Origin of the sequence: Streptomyces sp. NBC_00483, assembly GCF_036013745.1 — a bacterium.
Lineage (GTDB): Bacteria > Actinomycetota > Actinomycetes > Streptomycetales > Streptomycetaceae > Streptomyces.
In genome coordinates this window covers 6163688-6181450 of record NZ_CP107880.1, presented here as the reverse complement: position 1 = coordinate 6181450, position 17763 = coordinate 6163688, and the positions used below count along the sequence as shown (strand labels likewise).

The 17763-nt window shown below is 70.8% G+C and carries 19 protein-coding genes; 7 read left to right on the top strand and 12 right to left on the bottom strand.

The genetic code is table 11. From position 1 onward, the window contains the following. Positions 1 to 29 precede the first annotated feature (29 nt). Complete coding sequence (locus OHA73_RS27860; RefSeq protein WP_327656414.1) at positions 30 to 1163, top strand: Mrp/NBP35 family ATP-binding protein; 1134 nt, start codon at positions 30 to 32, stop codon at positions 1161 to 1163. Positions 1164 to 1226: 63 nt separating this feature from the next. On the opposite strand, the gene OHA73_RS27855 is transcribed toward OHA73_RS27860, so the two are convergent. From OHA73_RS27855 to sigE, 5 genes are all read right to left on the bottom strand, one after another. Further along, complete coding sequence (locus OHA73_RS27855; protein WP_266713778.1) at positions 1227 to 1904, bottom strand: hypothetical protein; 678 nt, start codon at positions 1902 to 1904, stop codon at positions 1227 to 1229. 179 nt (positions 1905 to 2083) lie between these two features. Then, the gene (locus OHA73_RS27850; RefSeq protein WP_266713776.1) at positions 2084 to 2554 is read right to left on the bottom strand and encodes a sec-independent translocase; all 471 of its coding nucleotides are present in this window, start codon (positions 2552 to 2554) and stop codon (positions 2084 to 2086) included. A 209-nt stretch (positions 2555 to 2763) separates the two neighbouring features. Then, positions 2764 to 4137: a S1C family serine protease gene (locus OHA73_RS27845; protein ID WP_443063133.1), complete on the bottom strand. Its 1374-nt coding sequence runs from the start codon at positions 4135 to 4137 to the stop codon at positions 2764 to 2766. 130 nt (positions 4138 to 4267) lie between these two features. Beyond that, positions 4268 to 5272, bottom strand: coding sequence for an anti-sigma factor family protein (locus tag OHA73_RS27840; protein WP_267069330.1), 1005 nt, complete (start codon positions 5270 to 5272; stop codon positions 4268 to 4270). Continuing rightward, positions 5269 to 6045, bottom strand: a complete 777-nt coding sequence (gene sigE / locus OHA73_RS27835; protein ID WP_266713772.1) for an RNA polymerase sigma factor SigE — start codon at positions 6043 to 6045, stop codon at positions 5269 to 5271. Before sigE ends, OHA73_RS27840 begins: the two co-directional genes overlap by 4 nt. A 156-nt stretch (positions 6046 to 6201) precedes the next feature. On the opposite strand from sigE, the gene OHA73_RS27830 reads away from it, so the two are divergent. Then, complete coding sequence (locus tag OHA73_RS27830) at positions 6202 to 6900, top strand: O-methyltransferase (RefSeq protein WP_266718838.1); 699 nt, start codon at positions 6202 to 6204, stop codon at positions 6898 to 6900. 161 nt (positions 6901 to 7061) lie between these two features. On the opposite strand, the gene OHA73_RS27825 is transcribed toward OHA73_RS27830, so the two are convergent. Then, positions 7062 to 7229, bottom strand: a complete 168-nt coding sequence (locus OHA73_RS27825; RefSeq protein ID WP_266713770.1) for a DUF3117 domain-containing protein — start codon at positions 7227 to 7229, stop codon at positions 7062 to 7064. Between the two features lie 320 nt (positions 7230 to 7549). Here OHA73_RS27825 and OHA73_RS27820 point away from each other — a divergent pair, with 320 nt between their 5' ends. Then, positions 7550 to 8353, top strand: a complete 804-nt coding sequence (locus tag OHA73_RS27820; protein ID WP_327656413.1) for an enoyl-CoA hydratase/isomerase family protein — start codon at positions 7550 to 7552, stop codon at positions 8351 to 8353. Positions 8354 to 8370: 17 nt separating this feature from the next. On the opposite strand, the gene OHA73_RS27815 is transcribed toward OHA73_RS27820, so the two are convergent. Beyond that, entirely contained in the window at positions 8371 to 8970 is a 600-nt protein-coding gene (locus tag OHA73_RS27815; RefSeq protein WP_327656412.1) for a DNA-3-methyladenine glycosylase I, read from the bottom strand. Further along, complete coding sequence (locus tag OHA73_RS27810; protein ID WP_266713764.1) at positions 8967 to 9368, bottom strand: DivIVA domain-containing protein; 402 nt, start codon at positions 9366 to 9368, stop codon at positions 8967 to 8969. The genes OHA73_RS27815 and OHA73_RS27810 overlap by 4 nt, the downstream gene beginning before the upstream one ends. Positions 9369 to 9497: 129 nt before the next feature. On the opposite strand from OHA73_RS27810, the gene folP reads away from it, so the two are divergent. Beyond that, entirely contained in the window at positions 9498 to 10358 is an 861-nt protein-coding gene (folP, locus tag OHA73_RS27805; RefSeq protein WP_267069332.1) for a dihydropteroate synthase, read from the top strand. Between the two features lie 18 nt (positions 10359 to 10376). Here folP and OHA73_RS27800 read toward each other — a convergent pair whose 3' ends face one another. Then, on the bottom strand, positions 10377 to 11126 hold the full coding sequence (locus OHA73_RS27800; RefSeq protein WP_266713760.1) for a TIGR00730 family Rossman fold protein: 750 nt from the start codon (positions 11124 to 11126) through the stop codon (positions 10377 to 10379). Between the two features lie 117 nt (positions 11127 to 11243). Next, positions 11244 to 12326: a succinyl-diaminopimelate desuccinylase gene (gene dapE / locus OHA73_RS27795; protein WP_327656411.1), complete on the bottom strand. Its 1083-nt coding sequence runs from the start codon at positions 12324 to 12326 to the stop codon at positions 11244 to 11246. A gap of 73 nt (positions 12327 to 12399) precedes the next feature. Here dapE and OHA73_RS27790 point away from each other — a divergent pair, with 73 nt between their 5' ends. Both OHA73_RS27790 and OHA73_RS27785 read left to right on the top strand, forming a co-directional pair. After that, on the top strand, positions 12400 to 13368 hold the full coding sequence (locus OHA73_RS27790) for a heavy metal transporter (RefSeq protein ID WP_267069334.1): 969 nt from the start codon (positions 12400 to 12402) through the stop codon (positions 13366 to 13368). Between the two features lie 296 nt (positions 13369 to 13664). Continuing rightward, a complete protein-coding gene (locus tag OHA73_RS27785) occupies positions 13665 to 14093 on the top strand; it encodes an ATP-binding protein (protein WP_266713754.1) in 429 nt (142 codons plus the stop codon). An 883-nt stretch (positions 14094 to 14976) separates the two neighbouring features. Here OHA73_RS27785 and OHA73_RS27780 read toward each other — a convergent pair. Both OHA73_RS27780 and fdxA read right to left on the bottom strand, forming a co-directional pair. Beyond that, positions 14977 to 16080, bottom strand: a complete 1104-nt coding sequence (locus OHA73_RS27780) for a bifunctional succinyldiaminopimelate transaminase/glutamate-prephenate aminotransferase (RefSeq protein WP_327656410.1) — start codon at positions 16078 to 16080, stop codon at positions 14977 to 14979. A 171-nt stretch (positions 16081 to 16251) separates the two neighbouring features. Further along, on the bottom strand, positions 16252 to 16572 hold the full coding sequence (gene fdxA, locus OHA73_RS27775; protein ID WP_266713752.1) for a ferredoxin: 321 nt from the start codon (positions 16570 to 16572) through the stop codon (positions 16252 to 16254). Between the two features lie 140 nt (positions 16573 to 16712). Between fdxA and OHA73_RS27770 the strand changes: the two genes are divergently transcribed. Further along, complete coding sequence (locus tag OHA73_RS27770; protein WP_267069335.1) at positions 16713 to 17717, top strand: GNAT family N-acetyltransferase; 1005 nt, start codon at positions 16713 to 16715, stop codon at positions 17715 to 17717. The last annotated feature ends 46 nt before the right edge of the window (positions 17718 to 17763 follow it).

The following is a 17763-nucleotide window of genomic DNA, read 5'->3' as shown; positions in this document are numbered from 1 at the left end:
GCGGGTTACCCCGCCGTAGACTCGGGTGCATGGCTACGGAAGACGCGGTGCGCGAGGCGCTCGCGACAGTGAACGACCCCGAGATCCACCGTCCCATCACCGAGTTGGGGATGGTCAAATCGGTGGACATCGGTGCGGACGGAGTCGTCGCGGTCACCGTGTATCTGACCGTCTCTGGCTGCCCGATGCGCTCGACGATCGAGAACAACGTGCGCGAGGCCGTCGCCCGCGTCGAGGGCGTGACCGATGTGCAGGTCACCCTCGACGTGATGAGCGACGAGCAGCGCAAGGAGCTGGCGACCGCGCTGCGCGGCGGCACCGCCGAGCGCGAGGTCCCGTTCGCCAAGCCGGGCTCGCTGACCCGCGTGTACGCGGTGGCCTCCGGCAAGGGCGGCGTCGGCAAGTCCTCGGTGACCGTGAACCTGGCGGCCGCGATGGCCGCCGACGGACTGAAGGTCGGCGTCGTCGACGCGGACATCTACGGGCACAGCGTCCCGCGCATGCTGGGCGCCGAGGGCAAGCCCACCCAGGTCGAAGACATGATCATGCCGCCGTCGGCGAACGGCGTGAAGGTCATCTCGATCGGCATGTTCACGCCGGGCAACGCGCCGGTCGTGTGGCGCGGACCGATGCTGCACCGCGCGCTCCAGCAGTTCCTCGCGGACGTCTACTGGGGCGACCTGGACGTGCTGCTTCTCGACCTGCCGCCGGGCACCGGCGACATCGCCATCTCGATCGCCCAGCTGGTCCCGAACGCCGAGATCCTGGTCGTCACCACGCCGCAGCAGGCCGCCGCCGAGGTCGCCGAGCGGGCCGGCTCGATCGCCGTGCAGACCCACCAGAAGATCGTCGGCGTCGTCGAGAACATGTCCGGGCTGCCCTGCCCGCACTGCGACGAGATGGTCGACGTGTTCGGCACGGGCGGCGGGAAGATCGTCGCCGAGGGCCTGACCAGGACCACGGGTGCGGAGGTGCCGGTGCTCGGCTCCATCCCCATCGACGTACGCCTGCGCGAGGGCGGCGACGAGGGCAAGCCGATCGTGCTGACCGACCCGGAGTCCCCCGCGGGCTCGGCGCTGCGTGAGATCGCGGACAAGCTCGGCGGGCGCCAGCGCGGCCTGTCGGGGATGTCCCTGGGGATCACGCCGCGCAATAAGTTCTGACGTCCTGTCCGACGCCTTGAGAGAACGGCGGGCCGCCCATTCCGGGCGGCCCGCCGTTCTCCGTCACGCGTCCGGTTCCGGATCCGGCTCCAGCGCCGTGATGTCCTTCACGACCGAGAAACCGAGCCCGTACGCACTCATGCCTCGCCCGTACGCCCCCAGGTGCACCCCGGCCTGCGTGGAGCCCGCGAGCACCCAGCCGTACTCGGACTCCCGGTAGTGGAACGGGGTCGGCACCCCGTCCACCGGCAGCGTCAGCGTCGCCCAGTCATCGGACGCGAGATCGTCCGCGAGCACCCACGCCGTCTCGGTCTGCTGCTCCAGCCAGTCGTCGCGCAGCGTGTGGTCCATCTGCACCGGCCAGGTGTACGAGAGCAGTCCGACGCCGGCGAGCCAGGCCGCCGAGGAGACCGACGTGGCCTCCAGGACGCCGGTGCCGTCGGCGGTGCGCCGTACCGGATTGGCGGCGATGGTCACCACCGCCGCGAACCGCTCGCTGTCTTCCGTGAGCTCGCTGCGTACGGAGGGCTCGTCACCGTGCCCGATCGAACCGTGCTCGACGGAACCGTCCGCCGTGGTGCCGACCTGCATCAGCCAGCGCGGTCCCGTGAAGGCCTCGTCGAGGCCGTACCACGGGAAGGGCGCCAGCAGGTAGCCGTCGACCGTGCGCCGGGCCGTGAGAGCCTCGCCGGCCCCCTCGGTGGCCGGCGCCTGCGCGCCTACCCGACTCGTCGTCTCCATGTACCCGGCCGCCTCCTCGCTCAGTTACGGACCGGCGCGGCCCGCCCCCCTCGGGCGTTCTCACGTCCGGTCCGCGCAACAAGAAGGCAGGATGCCACACCGGGTCCGCGGGGCCCGGTTTCGTCAGGCGTGGTTCAGCCGTGTTCGGGGTGGTTCGAGGGGGTTCGGATCGCGGTGGTTCAGGTCGCGTCCGCGTCGAACGGCGGCGGCTCGATGGCGGCCGGCTTCTCGGGGCGCTTCTGCATGTCGACCGCCTCGGGACGCTTCTCCATGTCCACGCGGCCGGCGCTGCCCGACCCGCTCGACGAACCGGAATCCTCCAGCTCACCGACGGTGTGCACCGCGTCGGAGACGTCGGCCATCTCCTTCTTCAGGTCGAAGCCGTTGCGAATCTCCTTGAGCCCCAGCTCGTCACTGTCCAACTGCTTGCGGATGAACGTCTTGGGATTCAGGTCCTCGAATTCGAAGTCCTTGAACTCCGGGCCGAGTTCGTCGCGAATGTCCTGCTTCGCACTGTCCGAGAACTCTCGGATCTTACGGATGGTGCGTGAAACGTCCTGAATGACCTTCGGGAGTTTGTCGGGGCCGAATACGAGAACGGCCAGCACGACGATCGTCACGACCTCCAGCGGGCCAATATCGTTGAACACCTTGCACTCCTAGCGTGTCCTCGGCCCGCGGTCGAACAAGCAGCAGGTCTTTGGCAGGGTCCGGCAGCGGACCCGGTCCACGGTACCCGGCCCACCTGTCCATTCGGTAGCCACCGGGGAACCTCCAGGATCGCGCATCCCGCGCCATGACCGGTCAAGAGTCGGTCAGCCGCCGGTCAGGGGACGGTCAGGGATCGGCCGGAATCCGCTCAGCCGCCGCCGGCGGAACCGAGAACGAGCGACATCTCCCGTTCCTTTCCGCCCCGTTCGACCGTGAGGACCAGTTTGTCCTTGGGGCGGTGGGTGCGGATCTTGACGATCAACTCCTCGCCGGAGTGCACGCGGACGCCGTCGACCTCGGTGATCACATCGCCCGGCTCGATCCCCGCCTTGGCACCCGGGCCGTCCGGACTGACGGCCGAGCCGCCGCTGTTGCCCTTCGAGCCGACGCGGGCGCCGTCGCCCGAGTAGTCCATGTCGAGGGTGACCCCGATCACCGGATGCGTCGCCCGCCCGGCGTTGATCAGCTCCTCCGCCACGCGTTTCGCCTGGTTGACCGGGATCGCGAAGCCGAGGCCGATGGAGCCCGACTGCCCCTCGGGCAGCTCCGAACCGCCGGTGTCGGCGGACCGGATCGCGCTGTTGATGCCGATGACGCGGGCCTTCGCGTCGACCAGCGGGCCGCCCGAGTTGCCGGGGTTGATGGGCGCGTCGGTCTGCAGCGCGTCCACGTAGCTGACGTCGCTCCCGTCGCCCTTCTCGCCGCCCGCCGTGATCGGCCGGCCCTTGGCGCTGATGATGCCGGAGGTGACCGTGTTCGCCAGGTCGAAGGGGGCGCCGACGGCTACGACGGGGTCGCCCACCTGCACGTTCTCGGAGTTGCCGAGCGGCAGCGGCTTGAGCCCGCGCACCCCGGACACCTTGATCACGGCGAGGTCGTAGCCGCTGTCGTGCCCGACCAACTTGGCCCGGGCGCTCTCGCCGCTGGAGAACGTGACCGATATCTCACCGTCGGAGTCGGCCGACGACACGACGTGGTTGTTCGTGAGGATGTGCCCCTGGCCGTCGAGTACGAGGCCGGTGCCGGTGCCCTCCTCCGACGAACCCGCGGTGTGGATGGTGACGACGCCGGGCAGGGTGCGCGCCGCGATACCGGCCACGCTGTCGGGGTCCCGGTGCTTGGACTCGGCGTCGGCCTGCGGCAGTTGAATGCTCGCCCCGACACCGGTCCGCTCCATGTACGACCCGATCGCCCCACCGATGCCTCCGGCGACCAAGGCGATCACCACACCCCCCACCACGAGCCTCCGCCTCCGCGGCACCCGCACAACGCCCTCCCCGGGTCGGGGATCCGCCTGCTGCCAGGGGCTGTGGTGGGCAGGTGCCGGCATCTGCACCGGAACATGAGCCGCGCCAGCCGCATCAAGCTCCTGCGGCGGGTGGGAAAAATCTAGCCCCTGCGGCGATTGAGCAGCGGGGTCCGGGGCAGAGCCCCGCGACGTGGGATCGACCCCGCCCAAACCAGCGGCACCGGCCGACCCCGAATCCACCCCACCGCCGGAGGCCACGTCACCCTCGCCCATGTCCGCCGCTCTCCCCAAGCCTGGCCCACGGCACCGCACCGCCGACTCCTACGCGCGCGACCCGGATCAGCACCCGACGCACCGCCTCACCTGGATTCAACCAGGTTCGACGGCGCGGGCGCAGAGAGTGTCAGCGCAGCGACGAAGGACGGGACGACGCGGTCGGCGACGACGCCGAAGCGGCGGTGAGGCCGGACCCTGCCGCCCCGAAGGAGGTGCCGTCGGACGAGAACGAGGGCGCGACGGTGGGCCGCGGCGCGTACGAGACCGCGACAGCGGGGGCGGGGGCGGCGGGACGTATGAGAGGCGACATACGGGCCGCACCGGCCAGCAGCGGCGTCGAGAACGGATAGCCCGCACTCTCCGCGTGGCCCCCGCCGGGCAGCAGCGGCGCACCCGCCTCGGTCGGCGAGACGGGCGCCGCGAGGGCGCCCCCGCGCTGGCCGAGCGGCGAGGGGTTCGTCCGGCGGCGCTGCGTGTCCGATGCCGAGGCGGCACCGGCCGACTGGCTGCGCTGCGGCGTGACATTGCTGCCGGAGCCGCCACCGCGCGCGTCGGTGCTGTCGATCGGGGACGCGGTCGTGACCCCGCCGAGCGCGATCGCGGCGAGCGACACCGCGCCGGCCGCGGCGAACGCGAAGCGGCGGGACCGCGAGCCCCGGTCGCTCTCGTGCCGGTCGGGACGGGTCACTTCGTGAATACGGAAGCCGCGCTGGTCGCTGGGGAGGACGGCGGCGTGCGCGCCGGACGGCGCGTAGCCGAAGGGCTCCGCGTCTACGTCGAAGACTCCTTGGCCGAAGCCCCGGATCCCGCCGAGGGGTCGGCCGCTGCCGAATCCTCCTCCCCCGAACGGTGGTGAGCCACCGTCGGCATCACCTCCCGCGGGCAGCCCCTGGAGGCGGGCGAGGAAGCTCTCGGAGGGCGGCGGCGGGGCCGCCTGCGCGAAGGCGCTCTTGAGGCGGCGCTGGGCGTCGGCCTCGGCCTTGCATTTGGTACAGGTCGCCAGGTGCGCGAGGACGCGCTCACGGGCATCGTGGTCCAACTCGCCGTCGACCAGGGCGGCCAGCCTGTCCCCCAGGTGTTCGTCGGCCGCGGTCTGTTGGCGTTCGGCAGGATTGAGACGTGATCCACTCACGCGGTCGCGCCCCCTCCTCCGAGGACGGGGAAGGCCCCCGTGGACGCGAGCGTGCGGCGCTCCTTGCGGGCCTCGGGCGAGCGGTGCTGCAGCGCCTTGCGCAGCTGCGAGCGGCCGCGGTGGATACGGCTGCGGACCGTACCCAGCTTCACGCCGAGGGTCGCGGCGATCTCCTCGTAGGAGAGGCCCTCGATGTCGCACAGGACGACGGCGGCGCGGAACTCAGGCGCGAGGGTGTCCAGCGCCTGCTGGACATCGGCGTCGAAGTGCGCGTCGTTGAACACCTGCTGCGGTGACGGTTCTCTGCTGGGCAGCCGCTCGGCGGCGTCGTCACCCAGAGCGTCGAAGCGGATGCGCTGCTTGCGACGGACCATGTCGAGGAAAAGGTTCGTGGTGATGCGGTGCAGCCAGCCCTCGAAGGTGCCGGGCGTGTACGTCGAGAGCGAACGGAAGACACGGACGAAGACCTCCTGCGTGAGGTCCTCTGCGTCGTGCTGGTTCCCCGTCAGGCGGTACGCGAGACGGTAGACGCGGCCACTGTGCGTGCTGACGATCTCCTCCCACGAGGGGGGAGTCCACGCCTGCGATTCCGCATCGGCGGCAAAGGTCGCGGTCTGCGCGGAGTCAACGGTGCGGATTCGGTCAGCGGTGTTGGTCACGGATTTCGGCTCACCCGCCGACCTGAGAAGACGTCGAAGCCGTCCCCTCCGATCCACAGGCGCAGCCGCACCTCCCCTGTCGGCTCTGGTGGTGTCCAGTGGAGCACCTACCATAACCACTCCGTCCGTTAGCTCCGGATAAGCGTTTTTACTCAGATTTGCCGGTCGGTTCTCGACCGCCGCCCGCACGGCTGCCGCCATCGCGTTCTCCCCCGCAGTTCCCCTTGTCCAGCCTGCTCTTTCCCCCTGCCACTTCAAACGCGCGGTCCCATCTGCGAGTTCCCGCCGCCAACGGATAAAGTCACGCGCAGGCATCCACGGGGACGGGAGAGGGCCATTACCGGCAACCGGCAGACGAGTTGGGCGTTCGCCGACGCCTTTGTCGCCGAGGACGACGCGACTCACTGGGCTCGTGACCGGGCCCGCGAGGCAGGGCTGTACCCGGTGTCCCCCGGCGCGGGCGCGACGTTGGGGATGCTCGCTGCCACGGTAGGGGCGAAGGCCGTCGCCGAGATCGGTACGGGCACGGGCGTGTCAGGGATCCACTTGCTGCACGGGATGCGGCCCGACGGCGTCCTCACGACGGTCGATCCCGAACCGGAGCGGCAGCAGTTCGCACGTCAGGCGTTTCGCGCGTCCGGCTTCGCCACCAACCGGGCCCGGTTCATCCCCGGCCGCGCCCTGGAGGTGCTGCCGCGGCTGGCCGACAGCGGGTACGACCTGGTGTTCTGCGATGGTGACCGGCTGGAGTGCCTCGACTACCTCGCTGAATCGTTGCGCCTGCTCCGGCCCGGTGGCCTGGTCGTCTTCCAGGGGGTCCTCGCCGAGGGGCGGACCGTCGACGCGGGGCCGCAGCCGGTGGAAGTGCTGCGCCAGCGCGAGTTGCTGCGGGCCGTGCGGGAGAGCCCCGAGCTGGTGGCTTCGGTGCTGCCGGTCGGCGACGGGCTGCTCTGCGCCGTCAAACGCTGAGGCGGGCAAGGCGGCGGCACCCGGTCCCACCTGCCACTACACACACGACTGCCCCGGCATCAAATGTGTGCCGGGGCAGTCGAAAAGGTATGGTCGCTCGCGCGTCAGCTGACGGCCGGTCCAGCCCCACCTCTGGGGAATGGACGCGGACGCAGAAGGTGTCAGCCCACTACCTTCTTCAGTTCGTCACCGAGGGCACTGGCCTCGTCCGGCGTCAGCTCAACCACGAGCCGACCGCCGCCTTCGAGCGGAACGCGCATGACGATGCCCCGCCCCTCCTTTGTCACCTCGAGCGGGCCGTCACCCGTCCGCGGCTTCATGGCCGCCATGCTCGTTCCCCTTCCTGAAACCAGCTCATCGTCAGCCGACGGCCCTCTGGGTGGGCACACGTCACCGGCATCGAACACATTGCTTCCAGGCCATTATCCCGCATCGCGGGACCCGATGACCAACATCGGTCGGCATCGCTTGCGCAACGCGCTTGACCAAAACCACTCAATTCGGGGATCCGACTGCGATACTGCGCCATCTTCGGACCCAAGCCGACGCGAATTCGTTAGACGCAGGTCACATGCCGAGGGCGTTCCATGGGTCGTGATCTACGTCATGCTGAGCACGGACGACTGAGCGACCGCATAGGAGGAGTCCCATGGCCGACACCGTGCTCTACGAGGTGAGCGACGGGCTCGCGACGATCACGCTGAACCGCCCCGAGGCGATGAACGCGATGAACACCGAGGCCAAGGTCGCCCTCCGCGACGCGGTGCAGTCGGCCGCCGCCGACGAAACGGTCCGGGCGGTGCTGCTGACGGCGGCCGGCGACCGGGCGTTTTGCGTGGGTCAGGACCTCAAGGAACACGTCGGCTCGCTGCTGGCAGACCGGGAGTCCGGCGAGGGCCGCACCATGAACACGGTGCGCGAGCACTACAACCCGATCGTGCGGGCCCTGACCCAGATGCCGAAGCCCGTAGTGGCCGCGGTGAACGGCGTGGCGGCCGGCGCCGGATTCGGGTTCGCGCTCTGTGCGGACTACCGGATCGTGGCGGACAGCGCGTCGTTCAACACCTCGTTCGCGGGCGTGGCGCTCACCGCCGATTCCGGGGTCTCCTGGACGCTGCCGCGCCTGATCGGTCCCGGCCGCGCGGCCGACCTGCTGCTCTTCCCGCGCTCCCTGAAGGCGCAGGAGGCGTACGAGCTGGGGATCGCGAACCGGCTCGTGCCCGGCGCCGAACTCGCCGAAGAGGCCCGGAAGCTGGCGCGCACGCTCGCCGAGGGGCCGACCGTCGCCTACGCGGCGCTGAAGGAGTCCCTCGCCTTCGCCGGGGACCACTCCCTCGACGAGGCGCTCGACAAGGAGGACGAGCTGCAGACCCGGGCCGGCGCCTCCGAGGACCACACCATCGCGGTGCAGGCCTTCATCGCGAAGGAGCGGCCGAAGTACCTGGGGCGCTGACCCGGTTCACACCGTCCTCACGCCGCCGTACGCGCGCGGGACACGCAGTCCACCAAGTGGTCGTCGACCAGGCCGCAGGCCTGCATCAGCGCGTACGCCGTCGTCGGGCCGACGAAGCGCAGGCCGCGCTTCTTCAGCTCCTTGGAGAGCGCCTTCGACTCGTCGGTGATCGCCGCCACGTCGCCGAGCACCTTCGGGGCCGGGCGGGTGACGGCGTCCGGCGCGAACGACCAGATCAGCTTGTCCAGGTCGCCGGGCGACCAGTCCACGAGCACGCGCGCGTTGGCCAGCGTCGCGTCGATCTTGGCCCGGTTGCGGATGATGCCGACGTCGGCGAGCAGGCGCTCGCGGTCGGCGTCCGTGAAGGCCGCCACGTCCGCGATCTTGAATCCGGAGAACGCCGCGCGGAAGCCCTCGCGGCGCCTGAGGATCGTGATCCAGGACAGGCCCGACTGGAACGCCTCCAGGGAGAGGCGCTCGAACAGCGCGTCGTCGCCGTGGACCGGGCGGCCCCACTCCTCGTCGTGGTACGCGATGTAGTCCTCGGTCGAAAGGCCCCAGGGGCAGCGCGGCTTTCCGTCCGGTCCTGGGACGGCGCCTCCTGTCGGCTCGCTCACCGGAACCCCTCCCCCGTCTCGTATCCGAACCCGTACTCACCAGGTGGCGCGTAGCCCGTGTCCGGGCCCCGCTCGGTCGGCTGCGGTCCTGCCCGGGTGTGGGCCGAGGTGAGGGCGGCCTCCAGCTCCGTGATGCGCGCGTCCCGCTCGGCCAGTTCGGCCCCCAGGCGGTTCAGCGCGTCGTCCACCTCCGCCATGCGGTAGCCGCGCACCGCCGTGGGCAGCCGGAGCGCCTCCAGGTCGGCGGGGTCCAGGGGGCGGTCGGGCGGCAGCGGGTCCGCGTAGAACTGGGACGGCTCGTCGCGCAGCGTGCCGCTGTCGCCGCCGCCGATGACCGCGAACGTCACCGCCGCGATCACCACGACCAGCGCGGCGACCAGAAACAAGAACATGACCATGTCTGCCGTCCCCTGGGTTCGACCGGGCCGTGCGGCCCTCAACCGTCAGGCTTCGATCGTGCCATGCCGCACTGACAGTTAAGGTCACAGACGACGTTCAACCGGTCAGGAGAAGGAGAGTCACAGGGGATGCTCAGGCTGGGCCAGCACGAATTCGGTGAGCACGAGCCGGTGATCATGGCAATCGTGAACCGGACCCCGGACTCCTTCTACGACCAGGGCGCCACGTTCCGCGACGAGCCCGCGCTCGCCCGCGTCGAGCAGGCGGTGTCCGAGGGCGCCATGATCGTGGACATCGGCGGGGTGAAGGCCGGCCCCGGCGAGGAGGTCACCGCCGAGGAGGAGGCGCGGCGGACCGTCGGCTTCGTCGCCGAAGTGCGACGCCGCTTCCCCGACGTGATCATCAGCGTCGACACCTGGCGGCACGAGGTCGGCGACGCCGTGTGCGAAGTGGGCGCGGATCTGCTCAACGACGCGTGGGGCGGTGTCGACCCGAAGCTCGCGGAGGTCGCGGCGCGCCACAAGGTGGGCCTCGTGTGCACGCACGCGGGCGGCGCCGAGCCCCGCACGCGTCCGCACCGGGTGACGTACGAGGACGTGATGGCGGACATCCTGGACGTGACGGTCGGATACGCCGAGCGGGCCGTCGCCCTCGGGGTGCCGCGCGAGTCCGTGCTGATCGACCCCGGACACGACTTCGGGAAGAACACGCGGCACTCCCTGGAGGCGACGCGGCGGCTTCCGGAGATGGTCGACACCGGGTGGCCGGTGCTCGTCTCGCTGTCCAACAAGGACTTCGTCGGCGAGACCCTCGACAAGCCGGTCAAGGAGCGCGTCATCGGGACGCTGGCCACGACCGCGGTATCGGCGTGGCTCGGGGCGCAGGTCTACCGGGTGCACGAAGTCGCCGAGACGCGGCAGGTGTTGGACATGGTGGCGTCCATCGCGGGCCACCGGCCCCCGGCGGTCGCCCGCCGGGGACTCGCGTAGCAGCCTTATTGAGGGCGACTACTTACCGGTCTCCTTGGTGACCAGTGTGATCGCCTCCTCCACGTCGTCCGTGATGTGGAACAGCAGCAGGTCCGCCTCCGAGGCCTTGCCCTGGGCGATCACCGTGTTCTTCAGCCAGTCGACCAGGCCGCTCCAGTACTGCGAACCGAACAGGACGATCGGGAAGCGCGTCACCTTCGTGGTCTGCACGAGGGTGAGCGCCTCGAAGAGCTCGTCCAGCGTGCCGAGGCCGCCGGGGAGCACCACGAAGCCCTGGGCGTACTTCACGAACATCGTCTTCCGTACGAAGAAGTAGCGGAAGTTCAGGCCCAGGTCGACGTACGGGTTGAGGCCCTGCTCGAAGGGCAGCTCGATGCCGAGACCGACCGAGGTGCCCTTGGCCTCCACGGCGCCCTGGTTGGCCGCCTGCATGGCGCCGGGGCCACCGCCGGTGATCACCGCGAAGCCGGCCTCCACCAGGGCCTTGCCGATGGCGACGCCCGCCGCGTACTCCGGGGAGTCCTCCGGGGTGCGCGCCGAGCCGAACACGCTGATCGCGGGCGGCAGTTCGGCGAGTGTGCCGAAGCCCTCGATGAACTCGGACTGGATGCGCAGGACCCGCCACGGGTCGGTGTGCACCCACCCCGAGGGGCCTTCGGTGTCGAGCAGACGTTGGTCGCTCGTCCCTGGCTGCACCTGATCACGGCGCCGGACCACCGGCCCCGTCCGCTGCTCCACAGGACGTCGCTTGCCCTCCGGGTTGCTCATCGTCTGCTCCCTTCCTGCGCAGGTATCACGCACTTACGTAGAGCAAGGGTAGGTCTACGCGGGTTACGGGCGCGGGACCTCGGCGTATCGGGAAGCCGAGTATCAGGAAGCCAGGTGTCAGGAAGCCGTGAGCCAGGCGGCCAGGCGCCTCTCGCCCTCCAGGATGAGCGAGGTGTCGACCCGCTCGTCGATCTTGTGCGCGAAGATCGGGTTGCCGGGGCCGTAGTTCACCGCGGGGACGCCGAGGGCACTGAACCGGGAGACGTCGGTCCAGCCGAACTTGGGGCGCACCTCGCCGCCCACCGCGGCCACGAAAGCGGCGGCAGCAGGGTGGTTGAGGCCGGGGCGCGCGCCGCCCGTGTGGTCGTCGACGACGATCTCCTCGATGGGGCAGCCGGCGAAGAAGTCGCGGACGAACTGCTCGGCCTCCTCCATCGACCGGTCGGGCGCGTAGCGGAAGTTGACGGTGACGGCGCACTCGTCCGGGATGACGTTGGTGGCGACGCCGCCCTCGATGCGGACCGCGTTGAGGCCCTCGTGGAACTCCAGGCCGTCGACGACCGGCTTGCGCGGCACGTAGGAGGCGAGGCGCTCCAGGATGGGGGACGCGGCGTGGATCGCGTTGTTTCCCATCCACGCGCGCGCGGAGTGGGCCCGCTCGCCCTTGGTCTTCAGGATGACGCGCAGGGTGCCCTGGCAGCCGCCCTCGACGTCGCCGTTCGTGCCCTCCAGGAGGATCGCGAAGTCGCCCTCCAGCCAGTCGGGGTGGGCGTCGGCCACATGCCCGAGACCGTTGAGGTGTGCGGCGACCTCTTCGTTGTCGTAGAAGACGAACGTGAGGTCGCGGTTGGGCTCACGGACCGTCTGCGCGATCCGCAGCTGGACCGCGACGCCCGCCTTCATGTCGCTGGTGCCGCAGCCCCACAGGACGCCGTTCTCGTCGAGCCGCGAGGGCACGTTGTCGGCGATCGGGACCGTGTCGATGTGTCCCGCGAGGATGATCCGCTCGTCGTGCCCCAGGTTCGTCCGGGCCACGATGTTGTTGCCGTACCGGTCGACCGTGAGGTGCGGCAGCTCCCGCAGGGCCTGGTCGATCGCGTCGGCGAGCTCCTTCTCGCTGCCACTGGGCGAGGCGAAGTCGACCAACTGCGCCGTGAGGCGTGCGGCGTCCTGCGTGAGGTCAAGGGGGGTGCGGTCCATGACGTCGAGCCTAATACGGGTGCGGTTTCCGTACGGCGGCTGGAGTGTCAGTGGACTCCAGTACCTTGGACGCGTGCCTGAGCCCCCCACTCTCGTCCGGCGCGGCCGCCTCCTTCGTATCGGCGCGGCCGTCGTCGTGCTGCTCGCCGTGGCCACGTACGTGGCCGTGCAGTACGCCACCGGGGGCCGCTCCAAACCGAGATGCACGGTCATTTCGGCGAACGGGGACGGGGCGTCGTACACATTCACCTCCGAGCAGGCGGTGAACGCGGCGACGATCGCCGCCGTCGGCACCTCGCGCGGGATGCCCGAGCGCGCCGTCACGATCGCCCTCGCGACGGCGCTGCAGGAGTCGGGGCTGCGCAATATCGAGCACGGCGACCGGGACTCGCTCGGCCTGTTCCAGCAGCGCCCCACGAAGGGCTGGGGCACCGCGGACCAGATCATGGATCCGGCGTACGCGTCCGAGCGGTTCTACGCGCACCTGGCGAAGATCCCCGGCTACTCGCGGCTCCCGCTGACCGCGGCCGCGCAGCGCGTGCAGCTCAGCGGCTATCCGCAGGCGTACGCGAAGCACGAGCCGGACGCCACGTTGCTGGCCGCCTCGCTGACCGGTCGCGCCGCGGCGTCGCTCACCTGCGACGGGCGGGCGGTCGGTGGTGACGGCGCGCGGTCCGGCGACCCCGCGCGCGTGCGGGCCGCGCTCGCCCGTGACTTCGGGCGGGACGTGGCGCCCGCGAAGGGGCCGGGCGCGAGCTCCGTCCGCGTTCCCGTGCCCGCCACTGTCGACTCGGCCGAGGGCGGGGAGCGGCAGCGCGGCTGGGAGCTGGCGCAGTGGGCGGTGGCCAACTCCTCGGCGCTGCGCATCGAGCGCGTCTCCTACGCGGGCCGCGAGTGGACCGCCGAGGAGTCCGGGGAGTCCGGGGAGTCCGGGGAGTCCGGGGACAAATGGCGCAAGGCGTCGTCCGCGCAGCGGGGCGGACGGTCGGGTCCGGCGGCCTCGATGTCCGTCGGCGAGGTTCGGATCGTCACCGGGCAGTAATCCGGGCTCACCCGAACGGGTAATGCGGATCATGCCGCGTGGACGTCGGCGGGGCACCTTCGAGTGAGGTGGGGGCTCGACCCCAAGACCCTTGCGAGCAGGGCGCTGTAAGGGTTCTGCAGCGGTAGGCGATGCGTGCACTTTGCCCGTTTCTGCCCACAACTGATAATGCGACACATTACGAACCCTTTACGTTTCCGACCCGCAACCTTCCTGGGGCCTGGGGCGGTTGTCACGGCGTCCGATCGCCGCACGGCAACCGGGCATCAAACGTTCTCTCCCGTCTAAGGAGCATCATGTCCCTCCCCCTGACCCGCCGGATCGCCCGTGCCGCGCTGCTCGTAGCGGCAGGAGCGGCGCCCGTGGTCGGTGCGGCCGGCTCCGCGAGCGCCGTCGACCTTCCGGCCACGTCGAACCTGGGCGGTGTGACCGCCCTGGACGGTGCGAACGTGGGCAGCACCGTCGACGGTGCGGCGCAGAACGTCACCGGTGTCGCCGGTTCCACCGGTGGCAAGGCCGTCAAGAAGGCCGTTCCGGCGGCGGGCAAGGTCGTGGGTTCGGGCGCGAAGACCGCCGTTCCGGCCGCGCAGGAGGCCGCGGGTGGCGCGGCCGGCAGCGCGGGTGACGTGCTCGGTGAGACGGCCGGGACCGCGACCGATGGTGGGCTGCCGGTGGGTGGTGGCGGTCTGCCGACCGATTCGCTGGGTGGCCTGCCGATCGGCTGACCGCCGGTTTACCTGAACGGGGTGCCGGGAGCGTTCTGCTCCCGGTACCCCGTTTTTGTGCCGTGTCGTGGGCGGGGCCTGCGTGACTGGTGCGCGGCACCGGGGTTTGGCGCATTGCCGGGGTCGGCGCCCGTCGTCATCGTTGCGCGGCACCGGGGTTCGTCACCTCGCCGGGGCCGGTCCCGTCGTCTCCGTTGCGCAGCACCGGGGTTCGGCGCTTTGCCGGGGTCGGCGCCCATCGCCATCGTTGCGCGGCACCGGGGTGCCGCCTTGCCCACCCTGCCGCCCAAGGCGGCAGATTGCCCAAGGCGGGTGCGGCCGACCGTGGGACTGCGCGGCAGGGTGCCCTAGGCGGGGGCGGCACCCCGTGGGGCCGACGCCCCTGGAGGGGGCGGGCGGGTGGGAGATAGGCGGCGGGAAAGCGGGCGGGGGCGGGCGCCCGTAGGCCTGCGCGACACGGTGGCCCAAGGCGGGGGCGGCGCCCCGTGGATCTGCGCGGCACCCCGTGAGGCCGACGCCCCCGGAGGGGGCGGGCGGGTGGGAGATAGGCGAGTGGAAAGGCGGCGGGAAGGCGGGAAAGGCGGGAGTCGCCGCGAGGGGGAAGTACCGCGTCCCGGAGGGCGTCGCCGCGGGCCCCGTTCTCCCGTCAGGTCGGACGAGTTGCCGCTGCGGCGGCCCGGAAGACGACGCCGCGCTCCCCCACCCCCGTCAGGTCGGACGAGTTGCCGCTGCGGCATCCCAGAAAACGACGCCGCGCTCCCCGCCCCCGTCAGGTCGGGCGGGTTGCCGCTGCGGCGGCCCGGAGGGCGGCGCAGCGGGCCCCGTACCCCGTCACGTCAGACGGTTTACCGCCGCGGCGGCCCGGAGGGCGTCCCCGCCCCCGTCACGTCAGGCGGCTCACCGCGGCCGCTACGCGGGCGTCCGAAGCCGTCAGGGCTACGCGGACGAAGGTGGCGCCCGCCTCGCCGTAGAAGTCGCCGGGGGCCACCAGGATGCCGAGGTCGGCCAGGGCGGACACCGTGTCCCAGCAGGACTCGTCGCGGGTGGCCCAGAGGTACAGGCTCGCCTCGCTGTGCTCGATGCGGAAACCGTGGGCCAGCAGAGCCGCGCGCAGCGCCTCGCGGCGGGCCGCGTAGCGCTCCCGCTGCACCCGCACGTGCTCGTCGTCGCCGAGCGCCGCGACGACCGCCGCCTGCGTCGGCGCGGAGGTCATCATGCCGCCGTGCTTGCGGATCTGGAGGAGCGGGCCGAGCACCGAGGCGTCGCCCGCGATGAACGCCGCACGGTAACCCGCCAGGTTCGAGCGCTTCGAGAGCGAGTGGACCGCGACCAGGCCCTCGTGCGAACCGCCGTTGACATCCGGGTGCAGGACCGAGACCGGGTCGGCCTCCCAGCCCAGCTCCAGGTAGCACTCGTCGGAGAAGATCAGGATGCCGTGCGACCGCGCCCAGTCCACGATGCGCTTCAGCTCGTCCTTGGCCAGCACCCGACCCGTGGGGTTCGACGGGGAGTTGAGCCACAGGAGCTTCAGGTCGGTCGGGTCCAGCTCGGTCGGGTCGTCGTAGACGACGTAGTCCGCGCGGGCCAGGCGGGCGCCCACCTCGTACGTCGGGTACGCGAGACGCGGGTAGGCGACCTTGTCGCCGGGGCCGAGACCCAGCTGGGTGGGGAGCCAGGCGACCAGTTCCTTGGAGCCGACGACCGGCAGGACGTTCGTGTGGTCGAAGCCGCGGGCACCGAGGCGGCGTTCGCACCAGCCGACGAGCGCGTCACGCAGCTCGGGAGTGCCCCAGACCGTCGGGTAGCCCGGCGAGTTCGCGGCGTCGACCAGCGCCTTCTGGATCAGCTCGGGCACCGGGTCGACGGGCGTGCCGACGGAGAGGTCGACGATGCCGTCCGGGTGCGCCGCGGCCGTCTTCTTGTACGGCTCCAGCTTGTCCCAGGGGAAGGCGGGGATGCGGTCGATGGGGGCCGGGACGGTGGACACCTGGGTGGCTCGCTTTCCTCGTGATGCTCTCTTCGCGACGCGGCTCTCTTCGCGACGTGGTGGACAAATGCCTCGGTCCCGTACGGCAGTCAGAGCCGTACGGGACCGGGGCAGCGCCTGTGCGTACCGCTGAACTCAGAACGTACTGAACTCAGAAGCTACTGGGTTCGGTTACTGGTTCTGCGGCGGCAGCGCGGCGATGAACGGGTAGTCCTTGTCGATCAGGCCCATCTTCGAGGCACCACCGGGCGAACCGAGATCGTCGAAGAACTCGACGTTCGCCTTGTAGTAGTCCTTCCACTCCTCAGGAGTGTCGTCCTCGTAGAAGATCGCCTCGACCGGGCAGACCGGCTCACAGGCGCCACAGTCGACGCATTCATCCGGGTGGATGTACAAGGACCGCTTGCCCTCGTAGATGCAGTCGACCGGGCACTCCTCGATGCACGCCTTGTCCTTGACGTCGACACAAGGCTGCGCGATGACGTAGGTCACGCTGTCGTTCCTCCTCGATAGGGCGCTGGCGGGCCTCCGCAGGCTCCGCCGCCTGGCGCGCGGGAGCGCGGCGTCGTCGATGCCCACCTCTAGTATCTCCGTTCCTGGGCATGATCCGAACAGGAGGGGTGGGGCGAGCTGTGGAATTCACTGCGGGCGGACGCCTGGAAGTCCGCATTTCGTGCGATGACGTGGGGAAACGCGTCTCTGTACGACGGGTGAGCGGGGAGGGTTCCGCGGGTCGAAAGTTCACCGACACGGTCGGTGTTCTCACATCGTGGAACGACGGTGTGCTCCTCATCACACGGAGAAACGGTGAAGGTGTGCGGGTCGAGGAGTCCTCGCTGGTCGCGGGGAAGGTCGTGCCCGCCGCACCCGCCCGTCGCCGCGGCCCCTCGGCCACGTATCCGGAGCTCGCTCGCGCCGCCGCGCGCGCCTGGCAGCCGATCGAGAGCGAACGGCTCGGCGATTGGGAGCTGAGAGCCGCCGACGGGTTCACTCGGCGGGCCAACTCGGTACTCCCTCTGGGGGACCCGGGGCGTCCGCTCGACGACGCGTTGAGCCACGTACAGGAGTGGTACGCGGCCCGTGGCCTTCCGGCGTACGCGCAGACGGCGACCGGGGCCGAGGGGGCGCAGGAGCTCCTGTGCGCCGGTCTTGAGGAGCGCGGGTGGGTGCGCGAGGTGAGCGCCGAGCTGCGGATCGCCGCGCTCGCGCCCATCGGGGACGCGCCCGACGCGCCGCACGTGCTGCTGAGCCGCGAGCCGGACGAGGCGTGGCTCGCGCGCTACCAGCGCAAGGGAGCGAGCGAGGTCGCGTTGAAGGTGCTGTGCGCCGGGCCCTCGGTGTGGTTCGCGACCGTGCCGGGCGAGGGTGACGTGCCCGCCGCGATCGGGCGGTGCGTGGTCGACGGGCGGTGGGCCGGGTTCGCCGCCGTCGAGGTCGACCCTGCGCAGCGGCGTCGAGGGCTCGCCACGGACGTGATGACGGCGCTCGCCCGACAGGCGCTCGACGAGGGCGCGTCGGCGGCCTGGCTCCAGGTCGAGGCGGACAACGAGGGGGCGCGCGCCCTCTACGACCGCATGGGTTTCGCCACGCATCACGCGTACCACCACTACCGTGCTCCGGAACGGCACGCCGGCTGATGCCTTGTCGACGAATGCCGTATCGATCGGCCTGAAAGGGCACGAG